Origin of the sequence: Bacillus sp. L_1B0_5 (assembly GCF_000836715.1) — a bacterium.
In the GTDB taxonomy this organism is placed as follows: Bacteria; Bacillota; Bacilli; order Bacillales; family Bacillaceae_G; genus Bacillus_A; species Bacillus_A thuringiensis_S.
In genome coordinates this window covers 85,825-103,758 of the sequence record NZ_JXIS01000032.1, presented here as the reverse complement: position 1 = coordinate 103,758, position 17,934 = coordinate 85,825, and the positions used below count along the sequence as shown (strand labels likewise).

Below are 17,934 nucleotides of genomic sequence, written 5' to 3'. Positions count from 1 at the left end.
TCATTTCCCCCTATATTTAAATGATTATTGAATTAACATAACTTGCTTATCTTGTTTTTTCATACTACGTGTAAATGCTGTTACACCTGTTCTCGCAATTTCTTTCAAACCGTATGGTCTAAGTAATTCAATTAACGCTTCCACTTTATCTTGTGTACCTGTTACTTGCACAACTATGGAATCCTTCCCAACATCTATTACAGCGGCTCGAAACGGTTCAATTAAACTATATAATTCCGCCCTTGCTACAGAAGTTGCTACTTTAATAAGAGCAAGCTCTCTAGCAATCATTGCTTCTTCTGTAATATCTGATACTTTCAGAACATCGATTTGCTTATGCAGTTGTTTAATTAACTGCTCAACTTGCTGTTCACTTTCCACATGCACAACTATCGTCATCCGTGAAATATCCGATGATTCCGTATGCCCCACTGAAATACTTTCAATATTAAAATGCCTTCGGGTCATAACACCTGTAATTCTATTTAACACACCGCTCTGATTACGAACTGTCGCTGTAACAATTCTCTTCACCTTTTTTCCACTCCTTCCATTTGGTGAACACCTTTCCCGGGCGCAACCATCGGCATAACTTTCTCAGATTGAAGTACACGGCAATCAATTAAGACTGGTTCTTTTAATTCGATCGCATGCTTCAATTGCTTCTTTGCAAGAAGTGGGTCATCAATACGAACACCTTTTATACCATACGCATTCGCAAGAGCGACGAAATCTGGTTGACACGACAATAAAGAATGTGAATATCTTTGATTATAAAATTCGTCTTGCCATTGCCTTACCATCCCTAAAGCTTCATTATTTAAAATAAATACTTTAACAGGTAAAGAATGTTCTTTTAATACACTTAATTCTTGCAGAGTCATTTGAAACCCAGCGTCACCGACAATTGCAATGACTAGTTCATCTGGTTTTGCAATTTGTGCACCAATTGCTGCCGGAAATCCAAATCCCATCGTCCCTAATCCTCCAGAAGTTACCCATTTATCTGGATTTTTCAGCGGATAGTATTGTGCTGCCCACATTTGATGTTGCCCAACGTCTGTTGTTACAATCGCTTCTCCTTTCGTGATTTCATATAGCATATCAATCGCGTATTGAGGTTTAATACTTTCAGAATTTCGTTTATAAGAGAATGGATACTTTTCTTTTCTACTCTTTAATAAAGAGAGCCATTCATGATGATTTTCTTTCTTTCCTTCTGATTGAAGCAATACTTCTAACGCCTGCTTAGCACTTGCAACAATAGGAATTTCAGTCGGCACATTTTTCCCGATTTCTGCTGGATCAATATCGATATGTGCGACAGTCGCCCCTTTAGCAAAATAAGCTAAATTCCCAGTAAGACGATCGTCAAATCTTGCACCTATATTAATGAGTAAGTCGCATTCATATAACGCCATATTGGCTGTGTAAGAACCGTGCATTCCCCCCATCCCTAGAAATAGCCCATCATCTGGCGGAAAACCACCAAGTCCAAGTAACGTATGCACAACAGGGATTTCATATTTACGGGCAAAACTTGTCAATTCTTTCGAAGCTTTCGCATGCAGTATACCTGCTCCAGCTAAAATTAACGGTTTTTTTGCGGTTTCAATTGCTTGTAGTAATTTGTTTATTTGAAGTAGATTCGGTTCATAATTAGGGTTATATCCTGGTAAATCCATTTGTACATTGCTACATCGCTCACCTTTCTCGACTACCATATCTTTCGGAAGGTCAATAACGACTGGTCCTGGTCTTCCTGTTTTAGCAATATGAAATGCTTCTTTAATAATTCGAGGTAAATCTGAGGCCTTTCGCACTTGATAGTTATGTTTTGTCACTGGCATCGTAAGTCCCATAATATCCGCCTCTTGAAAAGCATCGCTCCCAATTAACGTTGTTGCTACTTGGCCTGTAAATACTACAAGTGGCAATGAATCGATCATCGCGTCCGCTAGACCCGTAATTACATTTGTAGCACCTGGTCCACTCGTTGCAATTACAACCCCTGGATTCCCTGTAATTCTGGCATACCCTTCAGCAGCGTGAATTGCCCCTTGCTCATGCCTTGTTAAAATATGCGGAATTTCACAATCATACAGTGCATCATAGAGAGGTAAAACGGCACCACCCGGATATCCGAAAATTACTTCTACGCCTTCCTTTTCTAGCGCTTCTAACAATAGCTGTGCACCAGTTGCCAGTTTCTCTTCCGTTTTTGAAGACATTGTTCTTATAAGCCCCCTTTTTCAAACTTTTATACAATAAAAAAATCCTACGTCCACACTCCAGCTATGTGCTGAAGGGACGAAAGATTTCGCGGTACCACCCTTCTTTGCAAGAATACTCTTGCCTCAGTGATCCATAAATGGATCTAGCTAATAACGGAGCTACCGTCTAAGCCTAGACAAATGCTTTAGCTTAGCACTCAAGGGCGATGTTCGTCAACGTGAACCATCGGTTTTCAGCAACCACCGACTCTCTGTGAGGCTTCACAATCAACTACTCCTCCCTATCAACGCTTTTTTTATGTTAAAAAGAATTGTTATACAACTTTATTTTCTGCGTAAATTTTCTCTCCATCTTCTACAACTAACTTACGAAACTCTTCTAATAAACGGTTCGTATGTGGACCTGTTTGCCCTAAACCAATCGTTCTACCATCTACTGTCGTAACAGCAATAACTTCAGCAGCTGTTCCTGTTAAAAACACTTCATCAGCTACATATACATCATGTCTTGTAAATAGCTCTTCTCTTACGTCATACCCAAGTTTTTCGCCGATTTCTAAAATGGCGTTTCGTGTAATACCTTCTAACGCTCCAGCAGAACTTGGTGGTGTAATTAATTTATTTCCTTTAACAATAAACACGTTATCTCCTGATCCTTCAGCTACATATCCTTGATCATTTAACATAAGTGCTTCTTGTACTCCAGCTAATTTCGCTTCAATACGAACTAAAATATTGTTTAAGTAATTTAAAGATTTTACTTGAGGGGATAAAACATCGGGACGATTTCGGCGCGTTGCAACTGTTACAACTGGAATTCCTTTCTCATAATATTCTTGCGGGAATAAAGATAATTGTTCTGCAATTACTACTACATTCGGCTTCTTACATGAATCGGGATCCAATCCAAGATTTCCTGCTCCTCTTGATACAACAAGGCGAATGTATCCATTAGATAATTTATTTTGTCGAATCGTCTCAACAACAATATTTGTTACTTCATCTAATGAATATGGAATTTCTAAAAGGATTGATTTTGCTGATTCATACAACCGGACAAGATGCTCTCTCAAACGGAAAACATTACCGCTATAAACTCTAATTCCTTCAAATACTCCATCGCCATATAAATAGCCATGATCATATACTGAAACTTTTGCTTCATCTTTTGGAACAAATTCTCCATTTAAGAAAATCCATTGCTCATTCACTAGAAGCGCCTCCTATGTTCTATGAATTTTTTATTGTTTCCTAGTTTACTCTCCTTTCTAAATAAATCAAGTGAATTTTTAGAAAATTTATAATTTTTAATCGTGCGTACTTCTTTACTTATATTGATTTAACAACATTGTTAACGTTTACAAAAAATCAAAAAATTTTTTTCACCAATTTCCCCTAAAAAAATATTTGTTTAAAAGAAGGATTTTCATCAATTGATACGAATCTATTGTATTCAATAAACGGACGTCCGATTTTATAAATCCGGGAATATATAACGACTTTTGCTGAAAAAGGGGGAAAATAACAAAAATAGCGCTGTCTAAAAATAACATTCATATTTTTCATTTCGTAATCATAATCCTATTTTTAAAAAACAATTTGTCAAAATGAAGGAGGAAATAAATATGGCGTGTGTACAAATTAAAGGAACGAGACAAGAGGTAGTAGAAATGCTGCAATTATTTGATCTAATGGATACGAAAGGTTTTTGTAAATTCGATAATTACGTAGAGGTAGAACCAAATACGCAAGAACATAATCATTTTATTGCTTCAATCGACATCCATTCAAATACTTCTTCTGCCCAAGATACATTAAACGATCAATTCGTTAGTCAAATGCTTACTGGCGTATATAACGACTAAACAAAGATTTACTTCCTACCGTCTTTTCATAAATGCAGTGAACTTGAGCATACTAGCAATTAGATGGTAGGAGGTGAGAATTATGGCTAGAATTGGCGTTGAAAACTCATTAACAGACGTTCAACAAGCTCTTCAGCAACAAGGTCATGAAGTTGTTACACTTAACTCAGAACAGGATGCACAAGGGTGTGATTGTTGCGTTGTAACTGGGCAAGATTCTAATGTGATGGGCATTGCAGATGCCTCAATTAAAGGATCAGTCATTACAGCTCACGGTTTAACAACGGATGAAATTTGTCAACAAATTGAAAGTCGCACTTAAAAAATGAAAGAGGACTCCTTTTAAAGGAGCCCTCTTTTTTATATTCACCTAACGGGAAAGTAACATATACTGGATGAAAGCCCTACCTCTCTCTCATCATTACGGTTCCACTGACCGCTCCTTGATTCACTAGTATACATATATAGCTTACAAATACAATTTATAGGGTTTGTTCACAAAAGTTGTTGATAAAATTACCCGATCTTTCGCAAACTTTTTGTATTGCATTCATAAGAGATATTTACTTTACACTAGCTGTAACCGAGACACGAATTAAAATTCTAACACCAATACAATAACTTGTCAACATTTTTCCGTAAATTAAAAACAGACATTAACGGTTTGTCTGTTTTAGAATGGAGCTTTTTCTTTTATTACATATACAACAAAGCCGCTTACTAACATAAATAAGCCAACTACTAAGTTTTTGATATTAATCATAAATTCCTCTCCCTTATTCCATACATCATATATATTTACATTTCAATTATTCCGATCATCCTAAAGCGCACTTTTTTTAATATATCATAATTCCTAAAAAATGCAAGTTCACTTTTGACGACCATTCACAAATTTATCTACAGTGCTTGGTACAGTATTTAAAGCCTTTTCAATTAAATGTGTACTGCTGTTGAGATGTAATACCTGCACCCCGTTAGAACCAACTACTAAAAAAGCCACTGGACTAATGGAAACCCCAGCCCCGCTTCCTCCTCCAAATGGATGCCCTTGCTTGTTCTCTTTATGCTGATTTTGCCCACCGTTATGTTTTTCAGTAATAAAATCCCCTTTAAAATCACTTCCACCAGCTCCAAAACCAAAAGCCACTTGAGATACTGTTAATACTACATTTCCGTCAGCTGTTGAAACCGGACTCCCAACAATCGTATTTACATCTACCATCTCTTTTAAATTTGTCATTGCCGTTTTCATTAAATTTTCAATTGGATGTTCCATTATGTATTGCACCCTTTCCTCATTATTCCTTTTTATACTTTCCAAAATAGAGGAAGTCATACTAACTTTTCCTATTTCAAGAAAACATTTTCTTCCTTTTAAAAGATATTACTGCCCGTTAATGCGGGATAAAAAAGAAAAAGAGATACATACTACTATTGAACCTTGTTATGAAAGGAGTCATGACTTTGACTGAGAAATTTGATGATTATAAAAGAAGAGATAGAATAGATAGTGATTATAGTGACTATAAAGAAGAATATGCTGCTGAGGTTGCACCACAACGGATTGATTATGATTACGATGATAAAGACGATAAAGACGTTGTAAAATCATCCGCCGCTGGATCAACTGCTGGTTTTATCGCTCTTGCGCTATCTATTTTATCACTATTTACATTCCCAACACTATTTGGTCTTGTTTCTGTTTTACTCGGTATTTACGCTTATAATCGCGGAGCTACTGTAACTGGCGGTATTGCTGCAATTGTCGGTGGGATTGCTGCACTTATCGCAATTTTATTCCGAGTAGCACTTATTGGCTTATTGTTCTCCCTGTTCTAAAAAAGAAAAAGGTATCTCGCTTAACGCGGGATACCTTATCCTGTAAACACATCTTCCGATGGATATTTTATTTTTTGTTTTGCTGGTCGCGCTAAAGAGAACACAAGTGTTAATGGTCCAATTAATCCGCAGAACATAACAAACATAATAATACATTTTCCGAATGCCGATAGCTTTGCAGTAATTCCCATCGTTAATCCGACTGTGCCAAACGCTGATATTGTCTCAAATAATAATTGAATAAAGCTGAAGTTTTCTGTAAGCATTAATATAAATACCGCTGCAAAAATAAGTATTTGACTGGCAACAGCAATCGCTAAGGCCCTCGTTACTGTCGACATTTTAATTGTACGCTGAAATAAAACAATTTCCTCCTTTTTTCTAAAGAAAGAAAGGACAGATGTAATTAAGATAACAAACGTTGTTAATTTAATCCCTCCACCTGTTGATACACTTCCTGCACCAATAAACATTAAAATCATCGTAAATAATATAGATGATTCTTCCATACCTCCATAGTCAACCGTATTAAATCCAGCTGTCCGCGGGGTAATACCTTGAAAGAAGGAAGCCCACAGTTTTTCATTTAAAGATAAATTCCCTAACGTCTTCACATTATTATATTCCAATACAAAAATCACAATCATTGCTATAACATTTAGCACTACTGTTCCAATAATCATTATTTTTGAGTGAAGTGATAATTTTCGAAAACTGCGACTATACCATATATCAATTAATACGGTAAAACCGAGTCCACCTATTACAATTAAAGAGCAAATCCCAATATTAATAATGGGATCCCCTACATATCTTGTTAAATTATCTGGCCATAAAGCAAATCCTGCATTATTATAAGATGCAATTACATGAAAAATACTATAGTATAAACCTTTTCCAAAACCAAACTCTGGAATAAAACGAAACGATAAAAAGATGACCCCAATAAGCTCAATACAAATCGAAAATATAAAGACACGCTTTACTAATTTTACAAGACCACCTATATTTGTTTGATTAAATGCTTCTCCAATTAATAAACGATGGCGTAATCCGATTTTTTTGCCTAATACCCAAACAATTAAAATGGCAATTGTCATAAGACCTAGACCACCTGTTTGAATTAAAAACATAATAACAATTTCGCCAAACATCGTAAATGTACTTGCTGTATCCACTACTCCCAAACCAGTTACGGTCGCTGCTGACGTTGCTGTAAAGAAAGCATCTACCCAACTAATATGTGCTTTCGTTGCGAATGGTAACTTTAATAACAAACCGCCAACCACAATTAAGCAGAAAAAACCTAACGCTAATATTTGTGGTGGGTTTAATCGTATAAGACGATTATACAGCCCTTGTTTTTTTGTTACTTCCATATCACTAACTCCCTTATTAAAGTGAAGCTTTCCCCTCATAAATAAAAAGCTTTTTAAAGCCCTTAAACAATTGGGACAAACCTTATATTCTTATAATATAGTTGAGCATAATCCTTTTTTTCATAGATTACAACTTTTATTTATATTCAGACTTCTTTTTGTTTTATGCTTGAAAACTATATATCCTAGCTCAATATTGCTAGCAATAACAATTTCATATGTACTATTTTTCAAATCCCCATATCTTTCACTCTATGTTCACATAGAGGTCACATCCACCTTTTATAGTATATGTATCGAAGCTGTTCCTCCCTAATTTATAAGACATTCCCCAGTGTCTTTGAATAGCTTCCATCCCTAATTAAATTGACATAAATTGTCCCCTTCCTTTGACCATCTTATATGCGATGGTCTTATTTTTTTGTCTTTCTATCTTTTATTTAAAACTCCCTCTCTCTTTCACTCTATATTCACACAGAGGTCACATCCACCTTTTATAGTATATATATCGAAGCTGTTCCTCCCTAATTTATAAGACATTCCCCAGTGTCTTTGAATAGCTTCCATCCCTAATTAAATTGTCCCCTTCCCTTGACCATCTTATAAATGATGGTCTTATTTTTTTGTCTTTCTATCTTTTATTTAAAACTTCCTCTCTCTTTCACTCTATGTTCACACAGAGGTCACATCTCCCTTTTATAGTATATGTATCGAAGTTGTTCCTCCCTAATTTACAAGACATTCCCCAGTGTCTTTGAACAGCTTCCATCCCTAATTAAATTGACATAAATTGTCCCCTTCCTTGACCATCTTATAAATGATGGTCTTATTTTTTTGTCTTTCTATCTTTTATTTAAAACTCCCTCTCTCTTTCACCCTATGTTCACATGAGAGTCACACCTATCTTTTATAGTATATGTATCGAAGTTGTTCCTCCCTAATTTATAAGACATTCCCCAGTGTCTTAAAGCAACTTCCATCCCTAATTAAATTGACATAAATTGTCCCCTTCCCTAGACCATCCAATGTGATGGTCTATTTTATTTTCCAAACACAAAATCAATCTATCTGTACTTAAATAAAAAAACGAAAAATTCAGAAAATATTGTCAAATTAGGTATTTTTTCGGTATAATTACTTTAGGAAGGAATTTCGCAAAAACAAAAGGGGGGATTTTATTGAAACAAACAAAAGCAATCTTAATCGCATTATTTCTAGGTCTAGTTGTCGGACTCACTCTAAATTTAGCCGCTCCATCTATCTTTGAGCCACTAAATCAATATGTGTTCAACCCAATTGGTCAATTGTTTATTCGACTTATTAAAATGCTAGTTGTTCCTGTTGTGTTCATTTCTATCGTACTTGGTGCTGCCGGCCTTGGAGATCCGAAACAACTTGGAAGAATCGGTTTAAAATCAATTTCATTCTTTCTCGTAACAACTGCGGTTGCCATCACTATAGCGGTTACATTTGCACTTATTATAAAGCCAGGAGCTGGCGGTAATTTTAAAACAGAAGGTCTTAAGTATGAAGGGGCAAAAACTGAAACATCTTTCGTCGACACATTGCTAAATATCGTACCAGATAACCCAGCAAAAGCGATGGCTGACGGAAACATGTTACAAATCATTGCCTTTGCCGTATTGATTGGACTCGGTATAGCTATTTTAGGAAAACGAGTTCAAGGTATCCATTCATTACTTGAACAGGGCAACGAATTAATGATGTATCTTGTTAATCTCGTTATGAAATTAGCCCCAATTGGAACATTCGGTTTGCTCGCTTCATCCGTTGGTAAAATGGGGCTTGCAGGCGTCGCTGCGATGTTCAAGTATATGATTGTCGTTATGTTAGTACTCATTATTCACGGGGTCTTTGTATATGGCGGCTTATTAAAGGTATTAGCAAAAGAAAGTATTGTTCGTTTCTTTAAACATTTCGGACCAGTAATGGCAATTGGATTTAGTACATCTAGCTCTAATGCATCGCTTCCTTTTGCAATGAAAACAGCACAAGATAAGCTTGGCGTTCCAAAAGCGATAAGCTCATTTGTACAACCACTAGGGGCAACTATTAATATGGATGGTACTGCCATTATGCAAGGGGTAGCCACTGTATTTATCGCTCAAGTATACGGAGTTGAACTTACATTACCGCAATTAGCTATGGTCGTATTAACTGCTGTACTAGCTAGTATCGGTACTGCTGGTGTGCCAGGTGTTGGACTTGTAATGCTTACAATGGTTTTAAATCAAGTAAATCTACCAGTAGAAGGTATCGCTTTAATTATCGGTATTGACCGTATTCTAGATATGTCTAGAACAGCTGTAAACATTTCTGGTGATGCAATTTGCGCAATGATTGTCGCAAAATCAGAAGAAAAATATAATACTGATCAATCGGCAGCATCGTAAATCAAAAAAGGAGTGAATATATTCACTCCTTTTTTGATTTACTCCCTTTTTTAGAACGATATTCTTTCCCTTTATTATCATTACCAGTTTCAAATTCAGTGCTAAATTCCTGATTAAACTGGCCGGACTTTGGTGACCCTTGATTACCGCTCCCTTTACTACCGTTACGATTCGTCATACTTCTCCCCCCTTCCTTGTATTAGTAGTATGGCGCTCTATCTTTTTTCATACACATTTTATTTTTTAACATCTATTACACACGAAAGAAGACCTTCCATATATAAGGAAGATCTTCTCTTTCATTACGTAAGCGTTTTCTTGTTTATTATCACTTAAATAAGTTTTTTGGAAATCGAAATCATTACATTCATTTCATCTTCTGAAAGTGTAGAGAATCTTTCTTGTAAATATTGTTTTTTCGCATCTTCCATTTTCGCAACTAAATCTTTCCCTTGTTCTGTAATCTCTAAATACACAACTCGGCGATCTGATGTAGAACGTGAACGAGTTACAAAACCTTTATTAATTAATTTTTCTGTAACAGCTGTAATATGACTATTCGACACATTTAATTCATTTGCTACACGCGATACCATTTCTTTATTCGTACGATTTAATATTCTCAGGACGATGAATTCATTCCACGGTATGTAACCACCGAATATTTTTCCGATATCATTACGCAATGTGCGAAACATAGCAAACACATTTGTCGATAGTTCTTCCATTAATTGCTCTCGATTTTGAGACAACTTTGACAGCTCCTTTTATTTCATTTAGTTAAATAAAAACCTTATTAATAATTTTACATGAAATCTTACTTTTTGTCACCTTATTTTCCCATAATTCGTAGTTTTTTAATATGTATTTCATGATAAAATGAAGTTAACTTCCAGAAAAAGGGGGTATTTTAATGCATGAGGAGGAGAAATTCTCAAATCTCAGCCTAAAAGATAAAACGATTATCATTAGTATTATCGCTCTTTTTCTCATTATAATTTTTGCATTTATATTTTTTGTATATGTAGGAATCTTTCAAATTACAGGTATAGAGTATAGTTCACGTACTGCGTTACTTCTCTTTTTTTTATTAATCACTTTCTTAGACAGTATTACATTTTTCATCTTCAGTTTCTTCAAAGCGCTGCTATATCCACTGACACAAAACATGCCAAATTGGATTTCTATTACTCTTTTCTCATTCATTGAAATTACACTAGATTGGTTCGTCATTCATACTGCTGATGATTGGATAGAAAGCGTACAAATGTCCAACATAGCTGAATTATGTGTCGTACTATTCTTTTTCCTCTTAAATAAATTATTAAGTGACGAGAAAGAGTAAGAATACAAGCTTTTCTATATAAAAATTGGTACAATGAAAGCAAATCTTACTAAAGAGGTGTTAATTATGAACTTACAACAATGGGCTGATAAAGGTATGTCCTTTGATACATATGTGAATGAAATGCAAGTAAACCAATACGAGCTACTACACATTTACAATAACTTTTTAATTCCAAATGAATTACTTCCTGTATTAGAAGAACGTCAAAATGACGGCTGGCGTGTTATCGTATTAACTGCTGATTGGTGTGGCGATGCTCTTTTATGCGTACCTGTTATGAAACGAATTTCTGAAGTTGCAAATATTGAAATGAGTTTATTAATTCGCGACGAAAACTTAGAATTAATGGATCAATATTTAACAAATGGAACAGCACGTGCGATTCCAATCTTTATTTTCATTGATAAAGATGGAAATGAACAAGCCGTCTTTGGACCACGCGCTCCAAAAGTACAAGAATTAGTAACTTCAATGCGCGCTACATTACCTGAAAAAGAAGATCCAACATTCGAAGAAAAACAAAAAGAAATGTATGCTAATTTCCGTGCTACATTAGCTGATGATACTTCTCTTTGGGAGCATGTAATGGAAAATATAGTGGAAAAAATAGTAAAATAAAAAAACCTGCCGAGCTCGGCAGGTTTTTTTATTACATAATGAAGAAATAGAATACCGCAGCTAAAATGAAACGATAATAAGCGAACGGTGTTAGTTTCACACGAGATAATAATTTCAAGAATGAAACAATTGCAAGCATCGCAACAACGAATGCAGTTATAAACCCTGTTACAAATAGCGTTATATCTGCTGAGCTTAATACATCCCAGCTTTTAATTAAATCTAATCCACTTGCAGCTACCATCATCGGTACCGCTAAAATGAACGTATATTCAGCTGCCGCTGTATGCGACACGCGAGCTAATAAACCACCACTGATTGTAGAACCAGAACGAGAGAATCCTGGCCAAAGAGCTAAACATTGAAACATTCCAATTGTAAATGCCTGTTTATATGTGATTTCATCTAACGTTCTTGCTGTACTTGGTTTTGAAAACTTCTCAGCAACAATCATTAAAATACCACCGGCTACTAAGCTAATAACAACTGGTCCTGGACCAAATAAAACCTCTTTAATAGTGCTATGGAATAATACGCCAAGTATCCCGGCAGGAATCATCCCGATAATAATATGTAATAAATTTAACGATGGTCCGTCTGTTACTTTACCTATTCCAACTAACGACCATAGACGCTTCCAAAATATAACAACAACTGCTAAAATCGATCCCAATTGGATAACAACTTCAAAAACTTTCGCTCTCTCATCGTCAAATCCAATTAAATGTCCTGTTAAAATCATATGTCCTGTTGATGATACTGGTAGAAACTCTGTTAACCCTTCAACAGCACCCATGATTAAACCAATTAACCAATCAGCCACAAGTAGTGCCTCCTTAATAACAAATAATATGTAATTTTTTCACACCTTATCATAATACCTTATCCCTTTTCAAAGTGCATCCTTTTTTTATTGGTTTCATATGTTGTAGGCGCGTATTTCTTTTCTAATCTTTGATTAAATTGTATGATAGTAAGAGTTTGTTTTTTTATATGGAAAGGGGATTTTATGAAAGAAACTACTTCATTTTCACAAAAGTTAAAGCAATTTGTATTACTATTTTTTCCGATTTTCGTAACGCAAATGTCATTATTTGCGATGAGTTTTTTTGATACAACAATGTCAGGACATGCAAGTCCAACTGATTTAGCAGGTGTTGCAATTGGAACAAGTATATGGCTTCCAGTTAGTACGGGATTAACAGGAATTTTAATGGCTACTACTCCCATTGTTGCACAACTCGTCGGATCCAAGAAAAAAAAGGACGTTCCCCACGTTGTCATACAAGCAGTTTATTTAGCAATTTGTGCTAGCTTCGTTGTTATCCTCATCGGTTTCTTCGTCGTTTCACCTATTTTAAACGGCATGCGCTTAGAGGAACCTGTGGAACGAATTGCAGCTCAATTTTTAAGTATTATCGCAATAGGAATTATACCTTTATTCACTTACACTGTTTTACGTGGATTTATTGATGCATTAGGAAAAACTCGCACAACGATGATTATTACATTACTATCATTACCAATTAACGTAATATTAAATTACCTATTAATTTTTGGTAACTTCGGTTTCCCAAAGCTTGGTGGTGTCGGAGCAGCAATTGCTTCCACTGCAACATATTGGTGCATTTTAATTATTACAGTCATTATTATTCAGACGAAAGAGCCTTTTGCCTCTTTCAACATTTTCAAACAATTATATCGCCCTTCTCTTTCGAGTTGGACAACATTCTTAAAGCTTGGCGTTCCTATCGGATTTGCTATCTTTTTTGAAACGAGTATTTTCGCTGCGGTAACGCTCATGATGAGTAATTTTAGTACGACAACTATTGCAGCTCACCAAGCAGCTATGAACTTTGCTTCCTTGTTATATATGACTCCGCTAAGTTTAGCAATGGCAATGACTATTGCAGTCGGATTCGAAGTTGGAGCAAAACGTTACGATAATGCAAAACAATACGGACTGATTGGAATTGGATTAGCCCTTGCCTTTGCTTTATTATATTCAATTCTTCTCTACTTCTTTGATAATCAAATTGCTTCTATTTATACGACAGATGCAAAAGTTCATCATTTAGCAAAAGAATTTCTTATCTTTGCGATTTTATTTCAAATTTCAGATGCAATTGCAACCCCTGTACAAGGAGCTCTGCGTGGGTATAAAGATGTAAATGTTGCTCTAATTATGACTTTAATTGCTTATTGGATAATAGGTCTACCACTAGGTTACATATTAGCAACATATACAGAATGGGCCGCAAAAGGTTATTGGATCGGTCTTATTATCGGTCTAGCATTTGGCGCTGCCTTCCTCCTTATCCGTCTCTTTCAAGTACAACGAAAATATACAACACAAAACAGCCGCTAATAATAAAGCGGCTGTTTTCTTTATGCATATTTTTTCTTGTAACGTATAATATAATGAAAAAGAAAGGTGGGTACATATGGACGACAAAGAAAAAAAGCAATCATTCAATGAAGAATTTGCCCCTGAAATTTCACCTGGATATCGGCAAGATGTACATAAGCCACCTAAATATAAAAACACTTCGTTTTTAATGGGCATTACCATTTTCGCCGCTGTATTACTCATACTTATCATTTTCGTTTATTTTTGATGAAAGGTGGCCTATTATATGAAGAAACAAAATTCCAATCGTTCCAAAAGAACTGTTAAAACACAAAAAGGATATGCAGGCGATTCTGTTCATACACTTAAACAAGTGGAGCAAGGAAATTTATATATTGCTCAAAAAGAACTTGGTCAACAAAATGAAAATCTTTAAAGGTCCTTGATTCCTTGAGGGCCTTTTTATTCCGCATTAAGTAGTACACCCCCAAATGATCTATTGAGCAATGAATTTCCTTTATTGTACGCGCTGCTTTTGTTCTAGCACCATAAATATATTATTAACCTTTACAATTTTCACTTCATAATTCAATTTCATTTCGCTTCTCTTACCATTTTCAGTACCCGCAACGTACGCTACAGCTTGATAGAGAAAACTCTCATCTGTCTCTTCACGTATCTCCTCGTTTGTAAATTTATACTCTAAATCTTGAAAACGATTGGGATAATAATTTTCTATTAATTGTTCATACCCTCTATTTAAAAATAGTTCTTCACCTTTTCGTTTCACATCTTCTTTATTATTAAACTCAAACACGGATAGTTGCTCGGTCACAAAATGCTCTCCTACCTTTTTCATTTCATTATGAGTTAAATTTTCTATACTTTTGTTCTTTAATTCCTTATTTAACTCGTACTGATCAATCGGTTTAAAGGTAGCAAAAACCTCCTCTTTATATGACCAAAACAATACAAAAGCGATACATAGAGAAATGATTAACAGTCTTTTTTTCGTAATACTCCCGCCCTTCTTCATAATGATAGCTATATTTTAACATATAGAAAGAAAATTCTGATATCATAAAATAGAATAACTTAACTCAGAAACGAGGAACAATTATGGACTCTTACAAACATTATATAAAAGAAGCTTTGCCTAATCTTTCTATACATTCATATAAACAAAATGAAGAAGGGTGGGATAATGTAGCAGTTATAGTAAATGATGAGCTACTATTTCGTTTCCCGCGAAAACAGGAATATGCAATGCGAATTCCGTTAGAAAAAGAACTATGCACAATTCTCACTCAATCACTACAAGAAATCAAGGTTCCACAATATCACCTAATTTATAAAAATGAATCTGATGAGATTCCTCTTTGTAGTTACTATACTCTCATTCATGGTGAACCATTAAAAACAGAAACAGTTGCCAAGCTGGAGGATACAGAGCTGAAAGCAATTATTACACAATTAGCTACTTTCCTTGCGGCACTACATAGTATTCCTTTAAACGAAGTTACAACGCTATGTTTCCCTATTGAAAAAACATGTACCTACTGGAAAGAGCTACAAACAAAATTAAACCAATATCTTACTACTAACCTTACTTCATTACAGAAACTAGCCTTAAATCGCTTATTTGAAAATTTCTTTGCATGTTTAGCTACATCCACTTTTCAAAACACAATCATTCACGCTGATTTTACACATCATCACATTTTATTTAACAAGCAGAACAAAAGCATTTCAGGTGTTATCGATTTTGGTGATGCGCAAATTGGCGATCCTGCTTTTGATTTTGCAGGGCTATATTATGATTTCGGACATGAGTTTACTACATCTGTATATGAACAGTACAGTACACTTATTCCTCATCATGATCCATTACTCATTCACCGCATTACTACCTTTTATCAATACAGTCCTTTACTACATAATATTATTTATAACTTTGAATCAGAGAATGAACTCGAATTCATTACAGGTACAGAACAGCTAAAAACGATATTACAGGGATGAGATTACATTCTCTCCCTATATACTCTCTCCTCATACATCATTAACTTTTTATCCATTTCAACAATAACTTTATACAATTGAAATGCCTGTAGGATTTGCAGTTGAATTTCAAAAGGAGCATTTTGTTCTTTTAACCATTGAAATACTTTCGTTTCATCTTTCATTGATTATTCCTCCCTTTATCCCGCTATTTGCGGGTAGCCCGATTGACCCCCACTGATTAAAGTTTCACTTTATTAAAATCTGCTACAAATATACCGTAAATGATGAAAAGCTTTTCATGTCAATAACAAAAAAGGATGCAAAATTGCATCCTTTAATGTACTATATTTTTCTTCTGTTTCGCTTCTTTCTTTACTTCTTCCCCTTGGCATTCACTACGAAACGCACAACTTATACACTCAGAACGAAAATGACGCTCTGTATAATGCTCAGGTTGCTGTAACATTTCTTTCATTCTAGATAAATCAGCCATTCCAGTTATAATATCTTCCTGTTTCGGAATGTACTCATACTTAGTTCCTTCTATTAAATTAATAACTTCAATTTTTCCTGGAAGAACGCCGAAAGCTTTATAACTGAATACTGTCATTAGCTTCTGACAAAGAGCAAGCATTTCCTCATCCGCATCGACAACATACTTTTTAATTACAAACGACTCAGCATTCCACTCACCAACTTCAAATGTCAATGACATGTGGACACCTAACTCTTCCATATATTTTTGAAACTTCTCGTATAAAAACAATGGTGGTGTCTGACTATCATCCCTTTCAACAAACTGTAATAAGTGATCCGTTAGCTTCGCTAATACAATATAGTACTCCGTCTTCGAAGCAAACATATTAATCCTTACTTTTTTCCAATACTTTTCTATTAATATTAAAAGTACAATTTTCGTTTGTTGACCCGCAGGTAGCGTGTAATACTCGTTAATAATTTGATTCACAATCATTTGCGCTATTTGTTGCCATTCAAATGAAGAAGGTTCTCTTCTTTTTATATGACGAAAATAAAATTTATGCGGACACCGCATAAAATCATACAAATGATAATCTGTCATCGTTTTGATTGAGATTTTCTCATGCACTTGCTCTTCAGCTCCCTTCTGCCATTAAGAAAGGTGTTTTACAAATTCAGCTCCAAACTGTAAACATTTTTCTACATCTTCATCTTCTGGCGTTAATTCTACTTTTAGTCCTTCTAACACAACTGCTGCCCCGCGCTCTTGTAGCTTTTCTATTAAAATGTCAACCGCCACTCCGTATTTCGGATAAGCCGAATCACATGATCCGAATACTGCCGCTTTTTTCCCAGTTAAATCAATAGAATCCATTGCATCATAAAAATCTAAGAAATCATCAGGAAGATCACCATCTCCCCAAGTGTATGCACCTAAAATAATTCCATCATACTGTTCCAATATAGAAGCTTCTGGTGAATCCATAATATCAATAACTTCAATTTCATTTTCTGTTTCACGAATTACGCCGGCAATATGGTCAGCCATTTCCTCTGTATTTCCACTCATACTTGCAAAAATCATTACTAACTTACTCAACTGAACCTCTCCCTTTACTTTGTATCTCTTTTTCTGTTTGAATGCTCTTCTTCTCATCTACATATTCAGACCGAATTACATTTCGTTGCCATTCCATATGCTGATCAACATCTTTATTTTTATCTTTTAATCCCCTCCGTAGAAGGTGAAATTTTTTTCTCATTAACATGTCGCATCCATCCTATTGATAATAATTATCAATTTCAACTATATTTAGATTAATTGACATTGATTATCAATGTCAACAACTATTTTTAAAAAAATGATTAAAATGTACAAGCTTGTCCGTTAGCTATTCATA

The 17,934-nt window shown here is 35.0% G+C and carries 24 protein-coding genes and 1 other annotated feature; of the genes, 10 read left to right on the top strand and 14 right to left on the bottom strand.

The window, feature by feature from the left end; translation table 11 throughout:
* Positions 1–24: 24 nt before the first annotated feature.
* The 3 genes from ilvN to ilvE form a co-directional block, all read right to left on the bottom strand.
* The gene (ilvN, locus tag RT27_RS11030) at positions 25–534 is read right to left on the bottom strand and encodes an acetolactate synthase small subunit (RefSeq protein ID WP_000822952.1); all 510 of its coding nucleotides are present in this window, start codon (positions 532–534) and stop codon (positions 25–27) included.
* Entirely contained in the window at positions 531–2,231 is a 1,701-nt protein-coding gene (gene ilvB, locus RT27_RS11025; protein ID WP_029441804.1) for an acetolactate synthase large subunit, read from the bottom strand. Before ilvB ends, ilvN begins: the two co-directional genes overlap by 4 nt.
* A 72-nt stretch (positions 2,232–2,303) precedes the next feature.
* Positions 2,304–2,531 (bottom strand) — a binding site (T-box leader).
* 17 nt (positions 2,532–2,548) lie between these two features.
* Positions 2,549–3,445 carry a branched-chain-amino-acid transaminase gene (ilvE, locus tag RT27_RS11020; protein WP_016082341.1) on the bottom strand — a complete coding sequence of 299 codons (897 nt, stop codon included), beginning with the start codon at positions 3,443–3,445 and terminating at the stop codon, positions 2,549–2,551.
* A gap of 414 nt (positions 3,446–3,859) precedes the next feature.
* Between ilvE and RT27_RS11015 the strand changes: the two genes are divergently transcribed.
* Positions 3,860–4,099: a DUF3911 family protein gene (locus RT27_RS11015; protein WP_000752514.1), complete on the top strand. Its 240-nt coding sequence runs from the start codon at positions 3,860–3,862 to the stop codon at positions 4,097–4,099.
* Positions 4,100–4,181: 82 nt separating this feature from the next.
* Positions 4,182–4,421, top strand: coding sequence for a YkuS family protein (locus tag RT27_RS11010; protein WP_016082342.1), 240 nt, complete (start codon positions 4,182–4,184; stop codon positions 4,419–4,421).
* Positions 4,422–4,772: 351 nt separating this feature from the next.
* Here the strand turns inward: RT27_RS11010 and RT27_RS11005 are convergent, their stop codons facing one another.
* Positions 4,773–4,862 carry a hypothetical protein gene (locus tag RT27_RS11005; protein WP_000608227.1) on the bottom strand — a complete coding sequence of 30 codons (90 nt, stop codon included), beginning with the start codon at positions 4,860–4,862 and terminating at the stop codon, positions 4,773–4,775.
* 108 nt (positions 4,863–4,970) lie between these two features.
* Positions 4,971–5,438, bottom strand: a complete 468-nt coding sequence (ytfJ, locus tag RT27_RS11000; protein WP_000204241.1) for a GerW family sporulation protein — start codon at positions 5,436–5,438, stop codon at positions 4,971–4,973.
* A 128-nt stretch (positions 5,439–5,566) separates the two neighbouring features.
* On the opposite strand from ytfJ, the gene RT27_RS10995 reads away from it, so the two are divergent.
* On the top strand, positions 5,567–5,941 hold the full coding sequence (locus RT27_RS10995) for a hypothetical protein (RefSeq protein WP_016082344.1): 375 nt from the start codon (positions 5,567–5,569) through the stop codon (positions 5,939–5,941).
* 35 nt (positions 5,942–5,976) lie between these two features.
* Here the strand turns inward: RT27_RS10995 and RT27_RS10990 are convergent, their stop codons facing one another.
* The gene (locus tag RT27_RS10990) at positions 5,977–7,320 is read right to left on the bottom strand and encodes a TrkH family potassium uptake protein (protein WP_000454115.1); all 1,344 of its coding nucleotides are present in this window, start codon (positions 7,318–7,320) and stop codon (positions 5,977–5,979) included.
* 1,178 nt (positions 7,321–8,498) lie between these two features.
* Between RT27_RS10990 and RT27_RS10985 the strand changes: the two genes are divergently transcribed.
* A complete protein-coding gene (locus RT27_RS10985) occupies positions 8,499–9,734 on the top strand; it encodes a dicarboxylate/amino acid:cation symporter (RefSeq protein WP_016082345.1) in 1,236 nt (411 codons plus the stop codon).
* 22 nt (positions 9,735–9,756) lie between these two features.
* Here RT27_RS10985 and RT27_RS10980 read toward each other — a convergent pair whose 3' ends face one another.
* The gene (locus RT27_RS10980) at positions 9,757–9,912 is read right to left on the bottom strand and encodes a hypothetical protein (protein WP_000184928.1); all 156 of its coding nucleotides are present in this window, start codon (positions 9,910–9,912) and stop codon (positions 9,757–9,759) included.
* Positions 9,913–10,066: 154 nt separating this feature from the next.
* The gene (locus RT27_RS10975; RefSeq protein WP_000081434.1) at positions 10,067–10,486 is read right to left on the bottom strand and encodes a MarR family transcriptional regulator; all 420 of its coding nucleotides are present in this window, start codon (positions 10,484–10,486) and stop codon (positions 10,067–10,069) included.
* 161 nt (positions 10,487–10,647) lie between these two features.
* On the opposite strand from RT27_RS10975, the gene RT27_RS10970 reads away from it, so the two are divergent.
* Together RT27_RS10970 and RT27_RS10965 are read left to right on the top strand one after the other, a co-directional pair.
* Positions 10,648–11,079: a YrvL family regulatory protein gene (locus RT27_RS10970; protein WP_000544072.1), complete on the top strand. Its 432-nt coding sequence runs from the start codon at positions 10,648–10,650 to the stop codon at positions 11,077–11,079.
* Between the two features lie 33 nt (positions 11,080–11,112).
* Positions 11,113–11,700 (top strand): thioredoxin family protein, encoded by a 588-nt coding sequence (locus RT27_RS10965; RefSeq protein WP_140163930.1) that lies wholly within the window; start codon positions 11,113–11,115, stop codon positions 11,698–11,700.
* Between the two features lie 31 nt (positions 11,701–11,731).
* On the opposite strand, the gene uppP is transcribed toward RT27_RS10965, so the two are convergent.
* Entirely contained in the window at positions 11,732–12,523 is a 792-nt protein-coding gene (gene uppP / locus RT27_RS10960; protein ID WP_029441801.1) for a bacitracin resistance undecaprenyl-diphosphatase, read from the bottom strand.
* Between the two features lie 186 nt (positions 12,524–12,709).
* On the opposite strand from uppP, the gene RT27_RS10955 reads away from it, so the two are divergent.
* From RT27_RS10955 to RT27_RS35205, 3 genes are all read left to right on the top strand, one after another.
* Complete coding sequence (locus RT27_RS10955) at positions 12,710–14,068, top strand: MATE family efflux transporter (RefSeq protein ID WP_029441800.1); 1,359 nt, start codon at positions 12,710–12,712, stop codon at positions 14,066–14,068.
* Positions 14,069–14,144: 76 nt separating this feature from the next.
* Entirely contained in the window at positions 14,145–14,318 is a 174-nt protein-coding gene (locus RT27_RS10950; protein WP_029441799.1) for a 2-isopropylmalate synthase, read from the top strand.
* 18 nt (positions 14,319–14,336) lie between these two features.
* Complete coding sequence (locus RT27_RS35205) at positions 14,337–14,486, top strand: hypothetical protein (protein WP_000744623.1); 150 nt, start codon at positions 14,337–14,339, stop codon at positions 14,484–14,486.
* Between the two features lie 81 nt (positions 14,487–14,567).
* Here the strand turns inward: RT27_RS35205 and RT27_RS10940 are convergent, their stop codons facing one another.
* Positions 14,568–15,086, bottom strand: coding sequence for a hypothetical protein (locus RT27_RS10940; RefSeq protein ID WP_029441798.1), 519 nt, complete (start codon positions 15,084–15,086; stop codon positions 14,568–14,570).
* A gap of 83 nt (positions 15,087–15,169) precedes the next feature.
* Between RT27_RS10940 and RT27_RS10935 the strand changes: the two genes are divergently transcribed.
* Positions 15,170–16,072, top strand: coding sequence for an aminoglycoside phosphotransferase family protein (locus RT27_RS10935; RefSeq protein ID WP_029441797.1), 903 nt, complete (start codon positions 15,170–15,172; stop codon positions 16,070–16,072).
* Positions 16,073–16,074: 2 nt separating this feature from the next.
* Here the strand turns inward: RT27_RS10935 and RT27_RS35200 are convergent, their stop codons facing one another.
* The 4 genes from RT27_RS35200 to RT27_RS35195 all read right to left on the bottom strand — a co-directional run bounded on the left by RT27_RS35200 (position 16,075) and on the right by RT27_RS35195 (position 17,802).
* Entirely contained in the window at positions 16,075–16,236 is a 162-nt protein-coding gene (locus tag RT27_RS35200) for a hypothetical protein (protein ID WP_000651086.1), read from the bottom strand.
* A 152-nt stretch (positions 16,237–16,388) separates the two neighbouring features.
* A complete protein-coding gene (locus tag RT27_RS10925; RefSeq protein WP_029441796.1) occupies positions 16,389–17,162 on the bottom strand; it encodes a hypothetical protein in 774 nt (257 codons plus the stop codon).
* Between the two features lie 24 nt (positions 17,163–17,186).
* Positions 17,187–17,633: a flavodoxin gene (locus RT27_RS10920; protein ID WP_000041153.1), complete on the bottom strand. Its 447-nt coding sequence runs from the start codon at positions 17,631–17,633 to the stop codon at positions 17,187–17,189.
* Entirely contained in the window at positions 17,626–17,802 is a 177-nt protein-coding gene (locus RT27_RS35195) for a hypothetical protein (protein ID WP_000929009.1), read from the bottom strand. Before RT27_RS35195 ends, RT27_RS10920 begins: the two co-directional genes overlap by 8 nt.
* Positions 17,803–17,934: the final 132 nt, after the last annotated feature.